This is a genomic window from Leucobacter muris, assembly GCF_004028235.1.
In the GTDB taxonomy this organism is placed as follows: domain Bacteria; phylum Actinomycetota; class Actinomycetes; order Actinomycetales; family Microbacteriaceae; genus Leucobacter; species Leucobacter muris.
Genome location: NZ_CP035037.1, coordinates 1,334,360 through 1,356,462, shown reverse-complemented (window position 1 = coordinate 1,356,462; position 22,103 = coordinate 1,334,360). Strand labels below are relative to the sequence as shown.

At 71.7% G+C, this 22,103-nt stretch carries 18 protein-coding genes and 2 pseudogenes; 8 read left to right on the top strand and 12 right to left on the bottom strand.

The annotated features are described in order from the left end of the window. Positions 1–137: 137 nt before the first annotated feature. The 7 genes from Leucomu_RS06400 to rpsB form a co-directional block, all read right to left on the bottom strand. Complete coding sequence (locus Leucomu_RS06400; RefSeq protein WP_017884893.1) at positions 138–740, bottom strand: aggregation-promoting factor C-terminal-like domain-containing protein; 603 nt, start codon at positions 738–740, stop codon at positions 138–140. Between the two features lie 87 nt (positions 741–827). Then, on the bottom strand, positions 828–1,427 hold the full coding sequence (locus tag Leucomu_RS06395) for a DivIVA domain-containing protein (protein ID WP_017884892.1): 600 nt from the start codon (positions 1,425–1,427) through the stop codon (positions 828–830). Then, on the bottom strand, positions 1,427–2,344 hold the full coding sequence (locus tag Leucomu_RS06390) for a phosphatidate cytidylyltransferase (protein ID WP_128386697.1): 918 nt from the start codon (positions 2,342–2,344) through the stop codon (positions 1,427–1,429). Before Leucomu_RS06390 ends, Leucomu_RS06395 begins: the two co-directional genes overlap by 1 nt. Before the next feature lie 5 nt (positions 2,345–2,349). Beyond that, positions 2,350–2,904: a ribosome recycling factor gene (gene frr / locus Leucomu_RS06385; RefSeq protein WP_017884890.1), complete on the bottom strand. Its 555-nt coding sequence runs from the start codon at positions 2,902–2,904 to the stop codon at positions 2,350–2,352. Between the two features lie 44 nt (positions 2,905–2,948). Further along, entirely contained in the window at positions 2,949–3,665 is a 717-nt protein-coding gene (pyrH, locus tag Leucomu_RS06380) for a UMP kinase (RefSeq protein ID WP_017884889.1), read from the bottom strand. Between the two features lie 107 nt (positions 3,666–3,772). Then, positions 3,773–4,603, bottom strand: coding sequence for a translation elongation factor Ts (tsf, locus tag Leucomu_RS06375; protein WP_128386696.1), 831 nt, complete (start codon positions 4,601–4,603; stop codon positions 3,773–3,775). Positions 4,604–4,678: 75 nt separating this feature from the next. Continuing rightward, entirely contained in the window at positions 4,679–5,554 is an 876-nt protein-coding gene (gene rpsB / locus Leucomu_RS06370; RefSeq protein ID WP_017884887.1) for a 30S ribosomal protein S2, read from the bottom strand. A 423-nt stretch (positions 5,555–5,977) separates the two neighbouring features. On the opposite strand from rpsB, the gene Leucomu_RS06365 reads away from it, so the two are divergent. From Leucomu_RS06365 to Leucomu_RS06350, 4 genes are read left to right on the top strand one after another with little or no spacing between them, the layout of a single operon-like run. After that, complete coding sequence (locus Leucomu_RS06365; RefSeq protein ID WP_017884886.1) at positions 5,978–6,343, top strand: YraN family protein; 366 nt, start codon at positions 5,978–5,980, stop codon at positions 6,341–6,343. Then, positions 6,340–7,911 (top strand): YifB family Mg chelatase-like AAA ATPase, encoded by a 1,572-nt coding sequence (locus tag Leucomu_RS06360; RefSeq protein ID WP_194294573.1) that lies wholly within the window; start codon positions 6,340–6,342, stop codon positions 7,909–7,911. Before Leucomu_RS06365 ends, Leucomu_RS06360 begins: the two co-directional genes overlap by 4 nt. Next, positions 7,908–9,332, top strand: a complete 1,425-nt coding sequence (gene dprA / locus Leucomu_RS06355; protein WP_323368309.1) for a DNA-processing protein DprA — start codon at positions 7,908–7,910, stop codon at positions 9,330–9,332. The genes Leucomu_RS06360 and dprA overlap by 4 nt, the downstream gene beginning before the upstream one ends. A 4-nt stretch (positions 9,333–9,336) precedes the next feature. Next, on the top strand, positions 9,337–10,251 hold the full coding sequence (locus Leucomu_RS06350; protein WP_017884883.1) for a tyrosine recombinase: 915 nt from the start codon (positions 9,337–9,339) through the stop codon (positions 10,249–10,251). Positions 10,252–10,594: 343 nt separating this feature from the next. On the opposite strand, the pseudogene Leucomu_RS15915 reads toward Leucomu_RS06350, so the two are convergent. Both Leucomu_RS15915 and Leucomu_RS06340 read right to left on the bottom strand, forming a co-directional pair. Then, positions 10,595–10,744 (bottom strand): annotated as a pseudogene (locus tag Leucomu_RS15915) (M23 family peptidase); the annotation flags it as partial. A 568-nt stretch (positions 10,745–11,312) separates the two neighbouring features. Further along, positions 11,313–11,636: a DUF2469 domain-containing protein gene (locus tag Leucomu_RS06340; RefSeq protein ID WP_017884881.1), complete on the bottom strand. Its 324-nt coding sequence runs from the start codon at positions 11,634–11,636 to the stop codon at positions 11,313–11,315. 98 nt (positions 11,637–11,734) lie between these two features. Between Leucomu_RS06340 and Leucomu_RS06335 the strand changes: the two genes are divergently transcribed. The 4 genes and pseudogenes from Leucomu_RS06335 to Leucomu_RS06320 all read left to right on the top strand — a co-directional run bounded on the left by Leucomu_RS06335 (position 11,735) and on the right by Leucomu_RS06320 (position 18,869). Continuing rightward, positions 11,735–12,385, top strand: coding sequence for a hypothetical protein (locus tag Leucomu_RS06335; RefSeq protein WP_128386695.1), 651 nt, complete (start codon positions 11,735–11,737; stop codon positions 12,383–12,385). After that, positions 12,382–14,028 carry a DNA polymerase Y family protein gene (locus Leucomu_RS06330; RefSeq protein ID WP_017884879.1) on the top strand — a complete coding sequence of 549 codons (1,647 nt, stop codon included), beginning with the start codon at positions 12,382–12,384 and terminating at the stop codon, positions 14,026–14,028. The genes Leucomu_RS06335 and Leucomu_RS06330 overlap by 4 nt, the downstream gene beginning before the upstream one ends. Beyond that, positions 14,028–17,514 (top strand): annotated as a pseudogene (locus Leucomu_RS06325) (error-prone DNA polymerase). The gene Leucomu_RS06330 and the pseudogene Leucomu_RS06325 overlap by 1 nt, the downstream one beginning before the upstream one ends. A 32-nt stretch (positions 17,515–17,546) precedes the next feature. Beyond that, on the top strand, positions 17,547–18,869 hold the full coding sequence (locus Leucomu_RS06320) for a nicotinate phosphoribosyltransferase (protein WP_017884877.1): 1,323 nt from the start codon (positions 17,547–17,549) through the stop codon (positions 18,867–18,869). Between the two features lie 139 nt (positions 18,870–19,008). Here the strand turns inward: Leucomu_RS06320 and Leucomu_RS06315 are convergent, their stop codons facing one another. The 3 genes from Leucomu_RS06315 to Leucomu_RS06305 are packed head-to-tail and all read right to left on the bottom strand — an operon-like array spanning position 19,009 to position 21,868. Beyond that, entirely contained in the window at positions 19,009–19,284 is a 276-nt protein-coding gene (locus Leucomu_RS06315; RefSeq protein ID WP_017884876.1) for a DUF3039 domain-containing protein, read from the bottom strand. A 32-nt stretch (positions 19,285–19,316) separates the two neighbouring features. Further along, the gene (locus Leucomu_RS06310; RefSeq protein ID WP_128386694.1) at positions 19,317–20,888 is read right to left on the bottom strand and encodes a hypothetical protein; all 1,572 of its coding nucleotides are present in this window, start codon (positions 20,886–20,888) and stop codon (positions 19,317–19,319) included. Continuing rightward, positions 20,858–21,868, bottom strand: coding sequence for an ABC transporter ATP-binding protein (locus Leucomu_RS06305; RefSeq protein ID WP_017884874.1), 1,011 nt, complete (start codon positions 21,866–21,868; stop codon positions 20,858–20,860). The genes Leucomu_RS06310 and Leucomu_RS06305 overlap by 31 nt, the downstream gene beginning before the upstream one ends. Between the last annotated feature and the right edge of the window lie 235 nt (positions 21,869–22,103).

Sequence of the window (22,103 nt, the reverse complement as noted above, 5' to 3'; positions counted from 1 at the left end):
GTCTCCTTGCGAGCGCCCCCCGTATGCGAGACGGGTGACGTCGCGGGGCGGCACGGCAGCCGCTCGCTGATACTTGTTGACGCGTCGACTACGCGCCACGGCTGGCGCCCTCTCGGCTGCGCCGGCTCACCGGCCGCTCACCACCAGTGGTTCGAGGTCCAGAACCCGTAGGCGGCCGCCCAGCTTCCGTAGCGACTCACGGCGTAGCCGTTCGCCCAGCGCAGGTTGTCGACCGGGTCGTAGCCGCTGCCGGGCACCTTGCTGCAGGGGTTCGCCTGGATCAGACCGCACGCACCCGAACTGGCGTTGGTCGCGTTCGGGTTCCAGCCGCTCTCCTTCGAGGCGATGTAGTCGACGTAGCCCCAGTCGCTCTCGGCGATACCGGCGGCGGCCATCCACTCGGCGGGCGATCCCCCGCCCGTGTACTTGGGCGGGGCGCCCGCGGCCTGCGGGGCCGCCGACTCCTCAGCGGCCTTCTTCGCCGCAGCGGCGGCCTCTTCCTCGGCCTTGACGCGTCGCTGCTCGTCCTGAGAGATCTCGACCGGCACCTCGGTGTAGACCAGGTCGGCCTCGGCGGAGACGTTGGGGGTGAACTCCTGATGGATCCGCTCCTGGAACGCCATCGACTCGGCATCGGCGGGCGCGCTCGGCATGGCGAGCGGGGCGACCACCGCTCCACCGAAGATTCCGGCGACCGCGAGCACCGCGACCGGAACTTTGAAACGGGACCAGCGCGACATGGGGGCGGAGTTCACAACAGACACAATGTAACGATTCTATCTCAGAGGCTCGAGTCGTTCAATGGGAACGGGAAAGATGCCGAGCGATCACCGCGTCGCGAGGATCAGCTCGACCACCGCGTCGAGCAGCGCGTCCACCTGATCCTCGTCGTATCCCCGCCACTGCGAGTGGAACACGACGTCGCGCACCTCGGCCGGCGAGAGGCCGAGCTCACGCCGCTCGAACATCTCGAAGATCCGATCCAGGAAGGCGTCCACCTGCGAACGCCGGTACCCGGTGGCGAAGACGCCGCGCCTCCGAAAGCGCTTCCCGCGGGGCCGCTGCATGCGGCCGCGCACCTCGGAGAGCAGCTGGCGGGTCTCCTCCCACCACGCCTCCTCGCCCTCGGCGCGCACGCGAGCTCGCCGCTCGCGCTCGAAGAAGACCTCCTCGAGGCGATCCATCGCTGCGTCGACGTACCGCGAGGCGTACCCGCCGCGCTTCAGCCCGAACGCCGTGCGGCGCACCTCCTCCGCGGTCATCGAACCCTCGCCCGCCCCTTCGTATGTGGCTCGGGCGCGATCGAGGAAGGCGTCGACCTGTTCGGGTTGGTAGCCGAGCTGGGAACCTGAGGCGACGGGGAAGGAGGAGTGCACCGGACCATTCTTGCGGACCGAGCGCTTCTGCTGCTGAGAGGGCTCTGTCATCACACCACCCCCAGCGCCAGCGCCACGCCGTAGACTCCGACCGCCGACGGCAGCAGCGAGTCGAGGCGGTCGAGGAAGCCGCCGTGACCGGGAATCCACGAACTCATGTCTTTCACTCCCAGATTGCGTTTGATGAGCGACTCCGTGAGATCGCCCATCGTCGCCGTCAGCAGCACCACCAGACCGAGCAGGATCCCCACCCACCACGGCTGCTGCAGCGCGAACACCGAGACGCCGACGCCGGCCGCGGCCGCGACGACCGCCGCGCCCGCAAAGCCCTCCCAAGTCTTGTTGGGGCTGATCCTCGGCGTCATCTTGTGCTTGCCCAGGGTGACGCCCGCCGCATACGCGCCGACGTCGACCGAGACCACCACGAGCACGAGCGCGAACACCCACCACTCGCCGCCGTCGACGTCGACGAGCAGCACCGCGAACGATGCGAGGAAGGCGACGTAGACCAGCGTGAAGAGCCCCGAGAACACGTCGCGCACCAGGGTACGCGGCGGGGTCTCCCAGGCGGGCACCAGGCCCTCGACGAGCCGCCACACGGTGAGCAGCGCCGAACCCGCGAACAGGCCGAGCAGCATTCCCTCGGCGCCCCAGAAGTAGGCGCCGCTCACCACGACCAGCCCGCCGAGCACCACGCCGACGCGCGGCACCCGCCGCCCCGCGACGCGGAATGCGGCGGCCAGCTCAATGAGGGCCACCGCCACGATCACCGCGACGAGCAGCACGAAGACCTGCTTCACGAGCAGCAGGCTCGCGAGGAAGACCCCCGCGAACACGAGGCCCGAGAGCACCGCGAAGAACAGATTGCGCCCGGCCCGGGCCTCGATCCTGGCATTCGTCGCCTCGAGCTGCGCGCGCTTGCTCTCGAGTGCGCTGCGCAGTTCGTCGCGCCTGTCAGAACCGGTCATGGAGGTTAGACCTCCAGCAGTTCGGCTTCTTTGCGCTTGAGCGCGTCATCGACCTGGTCGATGAACTGCTTGGTCACCGACTCGAGCTCCTTCTCGGCGCGCGCCACCTCGTCCTCGCCGACCTCGCTCTTGAGCACGTCGAGATCGTCCTTGCCGCTGCGGCGCACGTTGCGGATCGCCACGCGGGCGTCCTCGGCGCGAGCCTTCACGATCTTCACGAACTCCCTGCGGCGCTCCTCGGTGAGCTCGGGCAGCGAGACGCGGATCACGTTGCCGTCGTTCGAGGGGTTGGCCCCGAGGTTCGGCATGTCGCGGATCGCCTGCTCGATGGCTTTCATCGCGCCCTTGTCATAGGGGGTGATGATCAGGCTGCGAGCATCCTGGTTCTGCACCGACGCCAGCTGCGCCAGTGGAGTCGGGGTGCCGTAGTAGTCGACCTGCAGGTTCTGCAGCAGGGCGGGGTTGGCGCGACCGGTGCGCACCGTGGCGAAGCCCTCCTTCGCAGCCTCGACCGCCTTGGCCATGCGGTCCTTGACATCGACGAAGACCTCTTCGATCACGGTGCTCTCCTTCTGAAACCTTCTGAAAACGCTCTGATACCAGCTTAGCGGTGCACCAGGGTGCCGAGCTGCTCGCCGCGGATCGCCTCGGTGACGTTGCCGGCCGGCTCCATACCGAAGACGCGCATCGGCATGCCGTTGTCCATGCACAGGCTGAACGCCGTCGAGTCGACCACCTTCAGGCCCCGCACGAGCGCGTCGTTGTACGTGATCTCGTCGATGAGGGTCGCGTTCGGATCCTGGTTCGGGTCGGCGGTGTAGACGCCGTCGACGCCGTTCTTCGCGACCAGCACCTCGTCGGCGTGGATCTCGAGCGCGCGCTGCGCGGCCACGGTGTCGGTCGAGAAGTACGGCAGGCCCGCCCCGGCGCCGAAGATCACGACGCGGCCCTTCTCGAGGTGCCGGATCGCGCGCAGCGGGATGTAGGTCTCAGCGACCTGGGTCATGGTGATGGCCGACTGCACGCGGCTCGAGACACCGGCCTGCTCGAGGAAGTCCTGCAGAGCGAGGGCGTTCATCACGGTGCCGAGCATGCCCATGTAGTCGGCGCGAGCACGGTCCATGCCGCGCTGCGAGAGCTCGGCGCCGCGGAAGAAGTTGCCGCCTCCGACCACGACCGCGACCTCGGCGTCGTCCATGGCCGCCGCGATCTCGCGGGCGATCTGGCTGACCACGTCGGGGTTCACGCCCAGCGTGCCTCCGCCGAAGGCCTCCCCCGAAAGCTTCAACAGCACTCGACGCTTGCGTGCGGTCTCGGTCATAGGGGGTACTCCTTCGCTCGGATGATCTGGTAGGTAGCTTATGGGGTGGCCGCTGTACGCAGCATAAGGGCCCGGGTCGCGTGTGCGACCCGGGCCCTGGACGACGCTTAGGCGCCGACCTTGCTGCGGGCGAACCCGGTGACGGTGATGCCGGCGGCCTCGGCCACCTTCTTGACCTCCCGCTTGTCGGCGTCGAGGGCGTGCACCTGCTCGTTCAGCGCGACCTGCTTGAAGAAGGCGGTGAGACGGCCCTCGACGATCTTCGGCAGAGCGGCCTCGGGCTTGCCCTCGTTCTTCGAGATCTCGGTGACGATCTCGCGCTCCTTCTCCACGTCGGCCTCGGGGACGTCCTCGCGGCTGAGGTAGAGCGGATCGGCGAACGAGATGTGGCGCGCGATGCTGAGCGCGGTCTCGGCGTCATCGCCCTCGTAGCCCACGACCACGCCGATCTGCGGGGGCAGATCCTTCGAGGTCTGGTGGAGGTAGATGGAGGTCGCGGGGGCCTCGACGCGCGAGACCTTGCGCAGCTCGATGCGCTCGCCGATGACGGCGGCCTCATCGGTGATCAGCTCGGCGACGGTCTGGTCGCCCGCGGGGGCCGCGAGGGCCTCTTCGGCGTTCTTCGCGCCGGCGGCGACGACCGCGTCGAGCACACGATCCGCCAGGGCGAGGAACTTCTCGTTCTTCGCGACGAAGTCGGTCTCGCAGACGAGCTCGATCATCGTGGCGGCGCCGTCGCTCTGCTTGGCCGCGACGAGACCCTCGCTCGCCTCGCGGTCGCCGCGCTTGGCGACGCCCTTCAGACCCTTGAGACGCAGGATCTCGATCGCCTTCTCGATGTCGCCATCGGCCTCGACGAGCGCGTTCTTGCTGTCGACCATGCCGGCGCCGAGGCGGTCGCGCAGTTCCTTCACAGCGGCCATGCTCACTGCAGCCATGTGTGACTCCTTCTTGTGTCGCCCTGCGCCCCTCGAGCGATCGAGGGGCGCAGGATCATACGTTGTGGTGTGGACTTACTCGGCGGCCGGGGCCTCGGCAGCCGCCTCGGCTGCGGGGGCCTCATCGGCGGCGGCTTCCTCGGCGGGAGCCTCGGCAGCGGGAGCCTCCTCGGCGGGGGCCTCGGTCTTCTCGGCGTTCAGCAGCTCGACCTCCCACTCGGCGAGGGGCTCGGCGGCGGCTTCGGCGCCCTCGGCGGGCTTCTGGTGGCGCTCCATGAGGCCCTCGGCGACGGCGTCCGCGATCACGCGGGTGAGCAGCGCGACCGAGCGGATCGCGTCGTCGTTGCCCGGGATCGGGTAGGTGACCTCGTCGGGGTCGCAGTTGGTGTCGAGGATCGCGATGACCGGGATGCCGAGCTTCTGCGCCTCGTCGATGGCGAGGTGCTCCTTCTTGGTGTCGACCACCCAGAGAGCCGACGGGGTCTTCGCCATGTTGCGGATGCCGCCGAGCGACTTCTGCAGCTTCTCGAGCTCGCGCTTCTTGAGCAGCAGCTCCTTCTTGGTGAAGCCGCTGGTGGTGCCCTCGAAGTCGAGCTGCTCGAGCTCCTTCATGCGCTCGAGGCGACCGGTGACGGTCTGGAAGTTGGTGAGGAGGCCGCCGAGCCAGCGCTGGTTCACGTAGGGCTGGTTCACGCGGGTCGCCTGCTCGGCGATGGCCTCCTGGGCCTGCTTCTTGGTGCCCACGAAGAGGATGTTGCCGCCGCGCGCGACGGTGTTCTTCACGAAGTCGTAGGCGGCATCGATGTAGCCGAGCGACTGCTGCAGGTCGATGATGTAGATGCCCGAGCGCTCGGTGAAGATGAAGCGCTTCATCTTCGGGTTCCAGCGGCGGGTCTGGTGCCCGAAGTGGACACCGCTGTCGAGCAGCTGACGCATGGTGACGACGGCCATTGCCGTTCTCCTGTTCTGCGCGCCCCTGCGGGCGCGCGCTTGCGGTTGTCATCGATCGCGGAGTGCGACCAGATCCTGGTGCCCCGGGCTCAGCCGCCCCGCGACGTGTGGAACACACGAACGGGGACCGTCGGCTTCGCTCCGCTGTGCGGGCACGCGAAGTCATCTCTTTCGAGATGCATCGACCAGTGTAGCATCCGGCTCCGCATCTCGGCGGTCGCGCGGAGGCGTCGCGGCCGCTCCTCGGACGGCGTCTCGCCGGGGGCCGTCCGCGGATGCTCGGCGGGCGCCCGCGGGAGGCCGGCGCGGACTCCGCTCACATGCCACCCGTTTCGCCCCTCACGCGACTATCCACTCACAATCGCCCGATTCCGGCGAAACCGCGCCGCCCCATCCCCCCAGTCTGAAGACCAGGAGGTGCCCATGACCAGCTCGGCCCACAACCAGACACTCGGCGCGCGCGGCGAATCGCTCGCCGCGGCGTTCCTCGAGGAGCGCGGCTTCGTGATCCTCGACCGCAACTGGCGCAACCGCTACGGCGAGCTCGACCTGATCGCGCTCGATCGGGGCGCGCTCGTGGCCGTCGAGGTGAAGACGCGCAGCGGCCGCGGCTACGGCAGCCCGCTCTCGGCCATCACCGCGCGCAAGGCCGGGCGCCTCAGACGGCTGCTGCTCGACTGGGCGCGGGAGCACCGCACCCGCGCCTCCGAACTGCGCGTCGACGCGATCGGCATCACGCTCGGCCCGAGCGGCGCACCCGGCATCGATCATCTGCGGGGCATCCTGTGACCCGCGCGGTCTGCCGCGCGGCGGCCATCACGCTCACGGGCCTCGAGGGCACAGCCGTGATGGTCGAGGCCGCGGTCTCGCAGCAGCTCCCCGGTATGGCGATCATCGGGCTGCCGGACACCGCGCTCGCCGAGGCGAAGCTGCGGGTGCGCTCGGCCACGGCCCAGCTCGGCATGCCCGTCTCGGAGCGATTCGTCACGGTCAACCTCAGCCCGGCGTCCCTGCCCAAGCAGGGATCCGGCTTCGACCTCGCGATCGCGCTCTCCGCCCTCGCCGCTCTGGGCCACCTGCCGGCCGGCGAGCTCGCGCAGACCGCGCACCTCGGCGAGCTCGGGCTCGACGGCGAGCTGCGCAGGCCCGCGGGGCTCCTCCCCGCGGCCGTCGCGGCCCGGGCCCTGGGCTTCCGCCGTGTCATGGTGCCCGAGGCGTGCAGCGCCGAGGCCGCCCTCGTGCCGGATCTCGAAGTGATCGCGGTACCCGGTCTCGCGGGTGCGGTGGCCTGGTACCGGGGTGAGGGCGGTCGCATCGCGGTGGGGGCCGGCGGCGAGCGCACCGGCGGTGCGGAGGCTGCAGGGCAGCGCGAGGATCGGGAGCAGCGCGAGGCCGAGCGTTCAGCGGATCCGGATCGAACCGTACAGTACAGTGCCGACGCGCAGCACCGCACCGAGGGTCTCGACATGGCCGACGTGATCGGGCAGCCCGAGGCCGTGGAGGCGCTCGCGGTCGCAGCCGCGGGGCGGCATCATCTCTCACTGCTCGGACCGCCCGGTGCGGGGAAAACGCTGCTCGTCTGCCGGCTTCCCACCATCCTGCCCGACCTCACCGACGACGAGTCGCTCACCGCCAGCAGCATCGCAGCGCTGGGCGGCGTATCGCTCACCTCGCTCGTGCGGCGGCCCCCGATGGAGTCCCCGCATCACACGGCCTCCAAGGTGGCGGTCATCGGGGGCGGCGACAGCGGCGGGGTGAGACCGGGTGCGATCACGCGGGCCTGTCACGGCGTGCTGTTCCTCGACGAGGCGCCCGAGTTCCCCAGTTCGGTGCTCCCCGCTCGCACCCAGCTGGTGCTCGCCTCGAACCCTTGCCCTTGCGGCAACGCGGGCTCGCGGGACACCGTGTCGGAGTGCCGCTGCTCCCCCGGCAAGCGGGTGAAGTACCTGCAGCGCATCTCGGGGCCGCTCAACGATCGCATCGATCTGCGGCTCACGGTGCAGCGCGTGCCGAGTGTGCTGCTCGGCGACGCCGAAGCCGAGCGCCCCTCGAGCGCCGATCTGCGGCGGCGGGTGACGCTGGCCCGCGGAGCGGCGGCCGAGCGGCTCAGCCGCACCCCGTGGAGCACGAACGCCGAGGTGCCGGGCAGCTGGCTGCGGGGGGGGCCGGCGGTGCGCCTGCCGCGAGCCGACACCGCGGTGCTGGATCGGGCGTACGCCAGGGGTGCTCTGACGCTGCGGGGCTACGACCGGGTGCTGCGCGTGGCCTGGAGCGTCGCCGACCTCGCCGGGCGGCAGCGCCCGGGTCGCGAGGAGATCGCGCAGGCCCTCGCCATGCGGGGCGGTGATCCCCGGTGAGCCGCTATGACGCGCGAGCCGCCCGAATGCTCGGCGTCGACGATGGAGTGCGCGAGCGGTTGGCGCTGCTGGCGCCGGAGACCGCGGGCCGCGGGGCATCCGGGATCGACGGAAGCGGGATCGACGCGCTCGATGCGAGCGGTGGCGCCTCTCAGGGCGCCGAGCCGGCCGAAGCGCTGTTCGCCCGCGTCGTGTGGGCGAGACTCGTGGAACCCGGAGACGCCGTCGCGGGATACCTCGTGGCGGCGCTCGGCGCCGTCGCCGCCCTCGGGCTGCTGCTCACGGGAGCGACGGCAGAATCCGCCCGCGACGCGGTGCGCGCGGAGGGCGGGGTCGAGCCGGATTCGGCAGAGCTCACCCGGGCGTTCGGGCGCTGGCGGCTGCGGCTCGACCGCGCCGCGAGCCTCGGCGATCTCGACCGCGGCATCGAGTCGGGGATGCGGCTCGTATCACCGGGATCCGCGCACTGGCCGAGCGCGCTCGACGATCTCGGCGGGCACGTCCCGCTGCTGATCTGGGCCCGGGGCGAACTCTCGGCGCTCACGGCCTTCTCGGTCGCCGTGGTGGGCGCTCGGGCTTGCACCGGCTACGGGGCCGGCGTCACGGCCGAGCTCACAGAGGCCCTCTGCACGGCTGGTGCCGCGATCGTCTCGGGAGCGGCCTACGGCGTCGACGCCGTCGCCCACCGCACCGCACTCGCCGTCGGATCCCCCACCATCGCGGTGCTCGCCGGCGGAGCGGATCGCGTCTACCCCAGTTCGCACGGGCCGCTGCTCGCCCGCATCGCCGAGTCGGGTGTCGTCTGCTCCGAGATGGTGCCGGGAACGGCGCCGACCCGGTGGAGGTTCCTGCAGCGCAACAGAACCATCGCAGCGCTCTCCCGGGCCACGCTCGTCACCGAGGCCGGCGTGCGATCGGGGTCGCTCAACACCGCGGGGCACGCCGCCGAGCTCGGCCGCCCGCTCGGCGCGGTTCCGGGCCCCGTCACGAGTGCGGCCTCGGCGGGGTGCCACCGGCTGATCCGCGACTACGACGCCGCGCTCGTGACCAGCGGCGCCGAGGCTCGGGAGTTCGCCGGCCTGGGCGGGGAGCCGATGCTGTTCGAGCTCGCCGAGGCATCGGATGCGGCGACCGGCGACCGTGCGGCGGGGCCGGTCGGGCTCGGCGCTTCCGGCGTTCCCGGCGCTCCCGGCGTGCTGGGCGCACCGGGAACACCCCGGCAGCCCGCCCTGCACCTGCGGGTGCTCGACGCGCTGCCGCTGCGCGGGGCGCGAGGAATCGTCGAGATCGCACGGCTCGCGGGCATCGACGAGCGGGAGGCGCGGGGCGCGCTCGCCGAGCTGGAACTGCTCGGCGCGGCGACGCGTCGCGAAACGCCGGGAGCAGCCGGAGCCCAGTGGGCGCTGCAGCGGCGAGAATGATGGCATGGAGTTGGCGGCGGCGATCAAGGCGTTCATCGCGGCCGTGCGCCTCGAATACGGGTATTCCGAGCACACGGTGCGCGCCTACGAGCGCGACCTGCGCGACTTCTCGGAGTTCGCCGAGCAGGCCGGCGCCACCGCTCTCGCCCAGTGCGACCTCGAGCTCATGCGCGGGTGGCTCTGGCAGCGGCAGCAGCGGGGCCTCGCGGCGAGCACCCTCGCCCGCAACGTCGCCACCCTCAAGTCGTTCGGCTCGTGGCTCGAGCAGCGCCGGCTCGTACCCGGCAGCCCGGCCTCCCGGCTCCGCGCGCCGAAGACCCAGCGCGAACTCCCTCGTGTACTCGCCGACGAGCAGATCACCCGCATCCTCGAGCGGGCCGCCCTGCGCGCCGAGAGCGGCGACCCCGAGCAATTGCGCGACCGCGCCGTGCTCGAACTGCTCTATGCCTCCGCACTGCGCGTCTCCGAGCTGTGCTCGCTCGACCTCGGGGGCGTCGACCGCCGCGAACGCACCGTGCGGGTGCTCGGCAAAGGCGGCAAAGAACGGGTGGTGCCCCTCGGGGCGCCGGCCGCCGAGGCCATCGACGCCTACCTCGAAACCGGGCGCCCGTCCCTCGCGATCCGCTCGGAGCAGCCCGACCTCGCCGCGTTCTTCCTGGGCAGGCGAGGTGCGCGGCTCGGCACCAACACCGTCTACCGGCTCGTGGCGCGCGAGCTCGAGCACGAACCGGGCGGCGGCCCCCGCGGCCCCCACACCCTGCGGCACACCGCCGCCACGCACCTGCTGAACGGCGGAGCCGACCTGCGCGTCGTGCAAGAACTGCTCGGGCACGCCAGTCTCGCGAGCACCCAGGTCTACACCCACGTCTCCACCGAACGGCTCGCGCAGAGCTACCGGCAGGCCCACCCTCGCGCCTGACCCGGGCGGCACAGCACCGACTCGGCACGACCCGTCTCGGCACGGCGCGATTCAGCACCGCGCGGTTCAGCACCGCGCGGTTCGCGACGTCGAATAACGCCGCACGATCCTCACTTCCGCGATGCGCGGTACCGAACGATGCGCGCTGCCGAGCGATACGCGGTGCCGACGCGCAGTGCCGAACGATCCCGCGTGCACGATCCCGCTCGCTCCGGTTCACCAGGGCAGCAGCACCGGCCGACCGCGGAGGTACCGCAGCGGATTGACGTACTCGCCCCCCCCCCAGGTGCACGCACTCCTGCAGGCAGTGGCCGCCGCCCGCCACCTCACCGAGCACGGCGCCGGCCGCCACCGGGTCTCCCGCCGCAAGGCCGCTGCTCACCGGTTCCAGGGAGTAGACGGTGCGCTCGTCCACCCGCACCGAGACCACCGGCCGGTCCACCACCGCACCCGCGAACGAGACCGTGCCTGAGGCCGGGGCCACGACAGCCATACCCGCGGTGGCGGCGAGGTCGATCCCCCGGTGGCCCGAGCCGTAGCGATGCGGCGGGGCGCTGTAGGGACCCGTCACCTCCAGAGACCCGAGGGGCGGGATCCAGAGCCCCGTCGGCGTCCCATCGGCGGCGAGCGCGGCAGCGGGAGCCCCCTCCAACCACGAGACCCGCGCGAGCGGCGCCCGCGCATCCGATGCCGACACGGGCGACGGCACCGCCCGCGAGAACGCCGACGGCACCGAGGGTACCGAGGGCACCGCGAGCGCCGAGGAGGCGGTCACCGTTGTCGGCGGCTCCCGGGCGGCGGCCGGTGCGCCGCCCGGGACGCCCGCACTCACGAGCACCGCGATCATCACCAGGGCGATGAGAGCGAGCGCAACGGCTGAGGCGCGAGCGTGAGGGGAGACGGGAGCGGTCATGCTCCGACCCTCTCATCGTGGAGCAGCCGGCGGGGCACGATCCCGAGATCTGTGGAGAACCGGCCCGTCGACCGCGCAGCGGCGCGGATGTGAGCGGGGTGCTCAATGCGGGCGCCGTGCGGCCCGGGGTCTCACGCGGGGCGACCGGCTACTCGTCGAGCGACAGCTCCTGCGGCAGCTTGAATTCGCGGGCCGAGAGCTCTTCGACGTTGACGTCTTTGAAGGTGAGCACCCGCACCGACTTCACGAAGCGGTCGGAGCGATACACGTCCCATACCCAGACATCGCTCATCGACAGTTCGAAGTAGAAGTCGCTGCCGGCGTCCTGCCGCTTGAGGTCGACCTCGTTGGCCAGGTAGAAGCGGCGCTCGGTCTCGACGACATAGCGGAACTGGCTGGCGATGTCGCGGTACTCGCGAAACAGCGACAGCTCGGCCTCGCGCTCGTAATCGTCTAGCTCGTCTTCGTTCATCCCCACCATCCTACGCCGTCTTCGACGCCTCCCCGAGCCCCGCCGGGGACGGGCGCGTCCGGATTGACTTATTCGAACATATGTTCGAATATTGCTGCATGAATTCCGTCGCGACCGTCCGCTCGCTGCAGCAGCGCATCACCGAGATGCAGCCGCTGCGGCTCGACGATCGCGCGCTTCCCACAGCGTCGGGCCTGCGCCCGCTGCTGCCCGGCGGGTCCCTGCGCAAGGGGGCGAGCTACGCCGTGCACGGCTCCACGCAGCTCGCACTCGCGCTGCTGGCCGAGGTGTCATCGGCGGGCTCCTGGTGCGGCGTGATCGGCTGCCCGGCCTTCGGCGCCGAGGCCGCCGCCGCACTCGGCGTCGCACTCGACCGCTGCGTGCTCGTCCCGTGCCCCGGCCCCGACGCCCTGGGCATCGCGGGCGCGCTGAGCGAGGTGCTCACCGTCGTGCTGCTGCGCCCGCCCCAGCGGGTGGGCCCCGGTGAGGTCGAACGCATCTCGGCCCGTCTCCGCGAGCACGGCTCCGCGCTCGTCGCGGTGGGCGACTGGCCCAGGCCCGAGAGCACGATGCGGGTCACGGGGTCGCGGTGGCGAGGGCTCGGCGAGGGGCACGGCCTGCTCGAGGAGCGGGAGCTCACGGTGCAGACCCAGGATCGGCGGGGTACGGCCCGCCACACCGTGCGCTTCGCGGGCGGCGCAGTCGCCGACCCGGCCGTTCCCGGGGTTCGCAGGCTGGTGCCGCGATGAGCGCCCCCGTCACGGTCTCCGCGGCGGCGAGCGCGGCGGAGCGGATCCTCGTCTTCTGGGTGCCCGACTGGCCGGTGCGCGCCTATCTTCGCGAGTTGGAGAGCGCGGAGGAGGACCCGCCGGCCACCCCCGCCATCGCGCTGATCGCGAATCGGCAGGTGATCGCCTGCTCCGACGCGGCGCGGGCGGAGGGCGTGCGGGTGGGGCTGCGCGAGACCGAGGCCCAGTCCCGCTGCCCATCGCTCGCGGTGCCCCCGCACGATCCCGAGGTCGACGAGCGCAGATTCGCCCCCGTGATCGCCTCGCTCGAGCACCTCATCCCCGGGGTCGAGCCGCTGCGGCCGGGGCTCTGCGCCATGCGCGCCCGCGGCCCGGCGCGCTACTACGGGGGCGAGGATCGCGCAGCCGATGCGATCCTGAGCCTTGCCGAGCAGTTGGGCCTTCCCGGGGCGCGGGTCGGCATCGCCGATGGCCGCTTCGCCGCCGAGCAGGCCGCCCGCGCCTCCTCGACCGATCCGGCTGTCACGGCTCCGTCCGAGGGAGTGCGCATCGTGCCGGCCGGAGCCGCAGCCGCTTTTCTCAGCTCGCTTCCCGTCGGCCGCGCTGCGCAGCCGGCCTTCGCCGAGGTGCTGCACGGCCTCGGAATCCGCACGCTGGGGGCACTGGCGGCACTCCCCGAAGACGCGGTGCGGCAGCGCTTCGGGCCGGAAGGGGTCGCGGTGCACCGGCGAGCCTGCGCCTCCGGCCCGCAGCACGGCTCCGAGGTGCGCCCGCGCACCCCGGTGCGGGAGCTCGCCGTCGAACTCTCGCTCGAACCACCGGTCGAGAGCGCCGAGCAGCTCGCCTTCGCGTGCATGGCCCTGGCCGAGCGATTCGTCTCGGGGCTCGCCGAGGATCGTCTCGTCTGCACCGCCCTCCGCATCGAGCTCACCGACGACATCGGCGTGCGGCACGAGCGCGTGTGGTCGCACCCGCACCGCTTCACCGCGGCCGATGCGGTCAACCGTGTCCGCTGGCAGGTCGCCGCGATGCCGACGACCCCCGCAGGTGCAGAGAGCGGCAGAGAGGGGGCGGGCATCGCCTGCGTTCGACTGTCCCCCGCCCACACCGACCGCGCCGCCGCGCACGAGCCGGGCCTCTGGAGCACGGAGCCCGACACGCGCGTGCATCACCATCTGAGCAGAGTGCAGAGCCGGCTCGGACACACCGGAGTCGGCACGATGGGGCTCGTCGGCGGCCGCCTGCTCGCCGAGCGGCAGAGCTTCGTCCCCTGGAGCACGGGGCGGGCGGGCCGGCGCGAATCGCGGAGCTCCGCGGCAGGCCCCTGGCCCGGGGCGATCCCGGGGCCGACGCCCAGCCTCGTGTTCCCCGAGCCGATTCCGGTCGAGCTCTGCGACAGTTCCGGCGCCCCCGTCGCCATCGACGACGAGGATCTGCTCACCGCCCGACCGGCCCGTCTGCGGGTGAGCGGCACCGGGTTCGACGCCCCGGTGAGCGACTGGTCGCTCCCCTGGCCCCTGCGCGAGCAGTGGTGGCGGGGCGCCCCCGAGCGTTTCAGGCTGCAGTTGCAACTCGCCGACGGAGACGCCTGGCTGCTGCTGCACGAGCAGGGGCGGTGGCACGCCGAGGGGCGGTACGACTGATGAAGTGGCACAACTCACCGCTGCCCTGGCAGGAGTTCGAACGGCGCCTCTCGGGCCGCGCCCCGCAAGCGGGCCCGCCCGCCGCAGCTCGGGATCGCCGAGACGATCCCGAGACGGGCGACGCGCGCAGAGCCGACACGGGATCCGGACCCGCCACCGCCTCCGGGCTCCACACGGCTGCCGAACCGCAGTCCCCCGCCGTGCCCTACGCCGAACTCCACGCCCACTCCCACTACAGCTTCCTCGACGGATCGTCGTCGCCCGAGCAGCTCATCGAGGAGGCCTCACGACTCGGCCTCAGCGGCATCGCGCTCACCGACCACGACGGTTTCTACGGAGCGGCGCGCTTCGCGGAGGCCGCCGAGGCCCAGAACAAGAGGAACGCAGCAGACGAGCAGGGCGAGCGCTCCCCGCTGCTCACCGTCTACGGCGCCGAGCTCTCCCTCGGACTCGACGCCCCGCAACTCGGGGCGGCCGACCCGGTGGGCACGCACCTGCTGGTGCTCGCGCGGGGAACCGAGGGGTACCACCGGCTCGCGGGGGCGATCACGGAAGCGCAGCTGGCCGGGGGTGAGAAGGGTCGGCCGGTCTACGACCTCGAGGCGCTCGCCGAGGCCGGTCGGGGCGAGTGGGTGATCCTCACCGGCTGCCGCAAGGGCGCTGTACGTCGTGCCCTCGGCGGGGCCTCGACCCGCGAGATGGGCGAGACGCTGGCGCTGGCCGAGCTCGACCGCCTCACCGCGCTCTTCGGCGCCGACAGCGTGCACGTCGAGCTGACGCACCACGGGCACCCCGGCGACGACCCCCTGAACGCCCGCCTCGCGGGTCTCGCCGCCGCGCGCGGCGTCCCCACGATCGCCACGGGCAACGTGCACTACGCCGCCCGCGCGCATGCCCCCCCTCGCCGAGGCCATGGCGGCGGTGCGGGCCCGTCGCAGCCTCGACGAGCTCGATCCGCACCTCCCCGCCCCCGGCGCCTCCCATCTGCGCAGCGGAGCCGCGATGCTGCGCCGCTTCGCCCGCTACCCCGACGCGGTCGCGCGCACCGTGCCGCTCGCGAGGGAGCTGGCCTTCCCGTTGAAGGCCGCGCGGCCGAGGCTGCCGAAGCTGGACGTGCCCGAGGGGCACACGCAGATGAGCTGGCTGCGCAGCCTCGTGTGGGAGGGGGCCGAGCGCCGCTACGGCGCGGCGCTCCCCGACGGGCACCGCACCCGCATCGAGCAGGAGCTCGACGTCATCGAGCAGAAGGACTTCCCCGGCTACTTCCTGATCGTGCACGACCTGGTGAGCAAGGCCCGCGCGGAAGGAATCCTGTGCCAGGGCCGCGGATCGGCCGCGAACTCCGCAGTCTGCTACGTGCTGCACATCACCGCGGTCGACGCCATCTTCTATAATCTGCCCTTCGAGCGCTTCCTGTCGAGCCTGCGCGACGAGGAGCCCGACATCGACGTCGACTTCGACTCCGAGAAGCGCGAAGAGATCATCCAGTACGTCTACGGCAAGTACGGCAGGCGCAACGCGGCGCAGGTCGCGAACGTCATCAGCTACCGCCCGAAGGCCGCGGTGCGCGACGCGGCCAAGGCCCTCGGCTACAGCGCAGGTCAGCAGCGGGCCTGGACGAAGGGCCTCGAACGGTGGGGCGGCATCGAGGACGATCCCGACAGCCCCCTCCCCGAAGCCGTGCAGCGGCTGGCCAGGCAGTTCATGCAGGCGCCCCGGCACCTCGGCATCCACTCGGGAGGCATGGTGCTGACGGAGCGGCCCGTTGGCGAGGTCTGCCCCATCGAGCACGCCCGCATGACGGGCCGCACCGTGCTGCAGTGGGACAAGGACAGCTGCGAGACGATGGGCCTCGTCAAGTTCGACCTGCTCGGCCTCGGCATGCTGAGCGCCCTGCAGAAGACCATGGACATCGTCGAGACGAGCACGGGCGAGCACTGGGAACTCGACACGATCCCCAAGGAGGAGGCCGGCGTCTACGACATGCTGTGCCGCGCCGACGCCGTGGGCGTGTTCCAGGTCGAGAGCCGCGCGCAGCTGAACACCCTGCCACGACTGCTCCCCCGCCAGTTCTACGACCTCGTCGTCGAGATCGCGCTCATCCGCCCGGGCCCCATCCAGGGCGGTGCGGTGCACCCGTATCTGCGCAGAAGGAATGGTCGGGATCCCATCGAGTACCCGCACCCCAAACTGGTCCCGGTGCTCGAGCGCACCATGGGCGTGCCGATCTTCCAGGAGCAGCTCATGCAGATGGCCATCGCCATCGGCAACTGCTCGGGAGAGGACGCCGACCTGCTGCGGCGCTCCATGGGTTCGAAGCGCGGCCAGGAGCGCATGGACAGTCTCAAGGCAAAGCTCTTCGCTGGGATGCGCGAGAACGGCATCGGGGACGACGACGCGCAGCGCCTCTACGAGCAGATCGAGGCCTTCGCCAGTTTCGGATTCGCCGAGAGCCACTCGCTCAGCTTCGCGCTGCTCGTCTACGTCAGCTCCTGGTTCAAGCTGCACTACCCGGCGGCCTTCCTCGCGGGCCTGCTGCGCTCGCAACCCATGGGCTTCTACTCCTCACGGGAGCTCGTGCAGGACGCCCGCCGACACGGGGTGACGGTGCTGCCGCCCGATGTGCAGCGGTCGGGCGCGCAGGCCGACCTCGAGGCGCTGCCGAACGCGGATCGCGGCCGGGTCACCGGTTCGGATGCCTGCCTCGCGGATCCGCAACCCCCGGTCGGAGCCTTTGATGCGCAGGCGCCGGACACGAGCGGCGTGCACCGCCGCGACGGCGCCTTCGCGGTGCGACTCGGCCTCACCTCGATCCGGGGCATCGAGGCGGAGGCGGCCGAGCGCATCGCCCGAGCCCGCGCGCACGCGCCCTTCGAGGATCTCGCCGACCTCGCGCGGCGGGCGGACCTGGACCGGAGCCGGATCGAGGCGCTGGCCTCGGCGGGCGCCTGCGAGAGTCTCGGCATCGGTCGCCGCGAGGTGCTCTGGGCCGCCGCGCCGGCGGCGGACAACCGGGAGCGCTTCCTGCCCGGCATCGCCGTGCACGTGCAACCGCCCCTGCTGCCCGTGCTGAACCCGGCCGAGCAGACCGCCCTCGACATGTGGACCACTGGGGTGCCGCTCGCGGCGCATCCGCTCGAGCTGCTGCGCGACTCGCTCGACGCGCGGGGCGTGGTGCGCTCGGACGGCGTGCGGCTCACCCGCCCCGGGACGATGGTCGAGGTCGCGGGGCTCGTCACGCACCGCCAGCGCCCCGGCACCGCTGGCGGCATTGTCTTCGTGACGCTGGAAGACGAGGCCGGCAGCGTGAACGTCGTGACCTGGCGGGATGTCTGGCTGCGCAACCGGCTCGTGGCCCGATCCTCGCCCGCGCTCGTCGTGCGGGGTGTGGTCGAGCGCTCACCGGAGGGGGTGATCAACATCATCGCCGAGACCTTCGAGCCGCTCGCGGCACCGGCGGGCACCACCTCACGAGATTTCCGCTGATCCGGCCGCACCCCACCGACTATGCTGGCGGCGTGCACACGTCAACGGCCCTCCTCACCGACCACTACGAGCTCACCATGGTCGACGCCGCGCTGCAGGCCGGCACCGCTCAGCGGGGCAGCGTCTTCGAGCTCTTCGCCAGGCGGCTCTCGGGTGCGCGCCGATACGGCGTCGTCGCCGGCACCGGCCGCCTGCTCGACGCCATCGAGCGCTTCCGCTTCACCGACGCCGAGCTCGAGTTCCTGCGCGAGCACCGCATCGTGAGCGGGGCCGCCCTCGACTGGCTGGCCGACTTCCGGTTCTCGGGCGACATCTGGGGCTATCCCGAGGGCGAGGTGTTCTTCCCCGGTTCCCCCCTCATCATCGTCGAGTCGAGCTTCGCCGAGGGTGTGCTGCTCGAGACGCTCGCGCTCAGCATCCTCAACGCCGACTCCGCCGTCGCCACCGCGGCCTCCCGCATGAGCCACGCCGCGGCAGGCAAGCCGCTCGCCGAGATGGGCTCCCGCCGCACCGGCGAGTACAGCGCCGTCGCCGCGGCCCGCTCCGCCTACCTGGCCGGCTTCAGCGCCACGTCCAACCTCGAGGCGGGCCGCCGCTACGGCATCCCGACCATGGGCACGGCCGCCCACAGCTTCACCCTGCTGCACGACAGCGAACGGCAGGCGTTCGAGGCGCAGGTCGCAGCCCTCGGCACCGATACCACACTGCTCGTCGACACCTACGACATCGAGCAGGGCGTGCGCACCGCCGTCGAGGTCGCCGGCACCGGGCTCGGCGCCGTGCGCATCGACTCCGGCGACCTGCCGGTCGTCGTCGCGCAGGTGCGCCGACTGCTCGACGAGCTGGGGGCCACGCGCACCCGCATCACCGTGACCAACGACCTCGACGAGCACACCGTCGCCGCCCTCGCGGCCTCGCCCGTCGACAGCTTCGGCGTCGGCACCTCGGTCGTGATCGGATCGGGCACCCCCACGATGGGCATGGTCTACAAGCTCGTCGCGCACGAGAACGAGTCGGGCGAGTGGATCTCGGTCGCGAAGAAGTCGGCTGAGAAGGCCTCCGTGGGCGGGCGCAAGAGCGTGCGCCGCAGCTACAACGCGCGGGGGACCGCGACCGCCGAGCTGATCCTGCTCGGCGACGGCCCGAGCGGCGAGCCCGAGGGCGAGGATCTGCCGGGTGTCAGCCGCGAGGTGCTCGCACCGCTCGTGCAGGCGGGCGAGATCCTGCCCGAGCACACGGGCGCCGCAGGCCTCGCGGCCGCCCGCGAACGGCACCGCACCCGCGTCGCCGAGCTGCCGCCGGTCGCGCTCAGCCTCACGCGGGGCGATCCCGCGATCCCCACCGAGTACCGCTGACCCGCTCCGAACCGCTCGAACAGCCGATCAGCGACAGGGCCAGGCGAGACGGCTGCGCCCCCGCCGAGAAACCTCGGCGGGGGCGCAGTCGTTCACGCACCGCATGCGGTCGCTCGGCCGCGGCGGAGCGAGCTGCGCGTCACTTCTTCATGCGCTCGTAGACCCTCTTGCAGTCGGGGCAGACCGGGAACTTCTCGGGGTCGCGCGAGGGCGTCCATTTCTTGCCGCAGAGCGCGCGTACCGGCTTGCCCGTCACGGCCGATTCGAGGATCTTGTCTTTGGGCACGTAGTGCGAGAAGCGCTCGTGGTCGCCGTCCTCGATCTGCGAATCCTCGAGCAGTTTCTCGAGTTCGCGGTCGAGCACATCGGTGCCCCCGCCTGCGGTGTCCGGATCACGACGCGAGAAAATACCCATGAGCCGATTGTACCTCGGGGGCTCCCGGAGCGTCAGTCGAAGACCTGGGTGACGGCGATGAGTTCGGGGCCGCTGCGGTCGAAGAGCCAGCCGCCAATGAACACGCCGAGCAGCAGCACCACGGCGCCGTAGCCCAGGCCGAAGCCGAGCGCCCACATGTTGCTCGCGAACTCGACGTCGAGGATCGCGCTGATCGCGTACCAGAGGGGCGGCACCGCGAGCAGCAGCGCCAGCACCATCGAGAGGGTCTGCGCGAGGCCCGAACCCGAACCCGACCACTGGGGCTGCGAGAAGGGGCTGTCCCCGGGTCGCGTCGCCGGGTAGGGCATGAGCACGGAGAACACGCTCGACACCGCGCACGCCACCAGCAGCACCGAGACGTTCATGCCGATCACCGCGGGCAGCACCCGCCACTCGCCGAGGATCGTCACGGTGATGCTCGAGCCGATGAGGGCGAGGGGCAGGCCGATCATGAGCACGGGAGCCAGGCGGCCGGCGCGGTCGGCGCGGCCGCGGATGCCGCTAGCCACGTGCTCCCAGATGGCGGTCGAGTCCATCGAGACGTCGTTGTGCTGGGACCAGCCGAGCAGCAGCAGGATGACCGGCAGCGGCACGAGCGCGAGCGGCCGCAGATCGGCGCCCGCCACGGCGAACGCGATGAGCATCACGACGGGGGCGATCGGGATCGCGAAGAGCGCGACGCGGTAGCGGGGGTCGCGCGCCCAGTAGGTGAGCTCGCGGGCGGCGATCACCTGCGCGGGTCGCGCGGCGAAGCGCTCGAACCAGCCGAGGCCGGCGCGGGCCGCGTCGGGGGCGACGGGGCGGTCGACGTGCTGGTTGGCGAAGCGCACGAGCGGGAACCAGACGGCCAGCAGCACGAGGATCGCGGCGGCCGCGACCGCGAGATGCAGCAGGGCGCCGTCGACGTCGCCCGCGGCCGCGAGCGCCAGGGCCGCGAAGGGCGCCCCGAACGGGGTCCACCCCGCGGCTTCCGCGGCGCTGGTCGCGGCGACCGATCCCTCTGCCCCGAACGCTGTTGCGGCCGCGAACACGGCCACCGGCAGGAAGGCGATGAGCAGCACCACGCCCACCGTGCGGATGGAACCCGCGTTGCGGGCTCCTGCGAGCAGCTTCGACACGGCCGACACGACGCGCGCGCTGCAGAGCGCGAGGATCGCCGCGAGAGCCAGGGCGACGGGCGCGATCCAGCCGGGCTCGCCCCACTCGGGCCGCAGCACGGCCAGCGCCGTCAGCCAGATCAGCATCAGCAGGAAGGGCCACGTCATGATCGACGTGATGAGCACCGACGAGGCGATCGCCGCGGGCGCGACCGGGAACTGGCCGAACTGGCGAGGTTCGAGGTTGCGGCGGTTCTCGAAAAACGGCACCACGAACGCGCCCGCCAGCACGATGGTGCCGATGATCACGTCGACGATCGCGCGCTCGTGCCCGGCGGGCAGCAGGCGCGCGGGCACCACGGCGAGCAGCACCGCGGCCGCGCCGAGCAGCACGTAGAGCAGTGAGGTGCGCAGGCCCTTCGCGAACGATCCTCGGAACGCACCGCCCAGCAGCGCTACTCGGAGTCGGAAGAGCCGTGCAACCACTCGAGCCCCTTCCTCGCGTCGCTCATGCCGGTCAGTCTGGTGAAGCGCTCCTCGAGGCTGATGCCGTCGCGCACGGCGTCGACGGTGCCCTGCGCGATGACGCTGCCGTCGACGATGATCGAGACGTGATCGCAGACGCGCTGGATCAGATCGAGGCTGTGGCTCGACATGACCACGCTGCCGCCGCCCGACACGAACTTCTCGAGGATCTCGGTGACGTTCGACGCCGAGACGGGGTCGATCGCCTCGAACGGCTCGTCGAGCACGAGCACCTCGGGCGCGTGGATCATGGAGCAGGCCAGCGCGATCTTCTTCTGCATGCCGGCCGAGTAGTCGGAGACGAGGCGCCCGAGCGCCGACTCGAGGCCGAACGCCTCGGCCAGCTCCGCGGAGCGCTGCGCGACCGCGCCCTCCTCGACGCCGTGCAGCACGCCGCAGTAGTAGAGCAGCTGCGCGCCCGTCAGGCGGTCGAACAGGCGCAGCCGATCCGGCAGCGTGCCGATGAGGCGCTTCGCGGCCGGCCCGTCGCTCCACACGTCGACGTCGCGCACGCTCACCCGCCCGGAGGTGGGGCGCAGCAGCCCGCTGATCATCGAGAGCGTGGTGGTCTTGCCCGCGCCGTTGGGGCCGACGACGCCGGTGAAGGATCCGGCGTGCACCTCGATCGACACCTCGTTGGCGGCGACGAGCGAACCGTAGGTCTTCGTGAGCATCTCGGTGCGCAGCACGACGGGGTTCTGCTCAGCCAGACGGCCGCGCTCCCGCGCTCGCACCACCGACGGAACCGGCACCTGGATACGGCCCGTGCGCGTTGACGGCTTCGGCTGGGCAGCCTCGAGATCGGCGGCCCGGGGCTCGGAGGGGGCGTCACCGCTCGCACCCGCGGCGCGGCTCGGCCGGATGCGGGGGGAACCGCCCGCGGATGCCGCCTCCGCACCGGTCTCCTCGCCCTGACGGCTCTCGACCTCGCGCTCCTCCAAAACCGGTTCGCTCGACCTCGAGCTCTCTTCTGGCTCGAAAACAGGCTCGGTCGAAGGCGATACGGGCGGCACGTGTCTAATTTATCAAATCATCGGCGGCGAAGCGTGTGCGCGCGCCGGGAGCCGCGGCTTCGGTGCGCGGGCCGACGGGCCGCTCCTCCGCGGGTTCGAGCGGCGGGTTGAGCCGGCGAGTCGTGCCCGCGTTCGGTCGGCGGCGCGTCCACGGGTTCGCCCG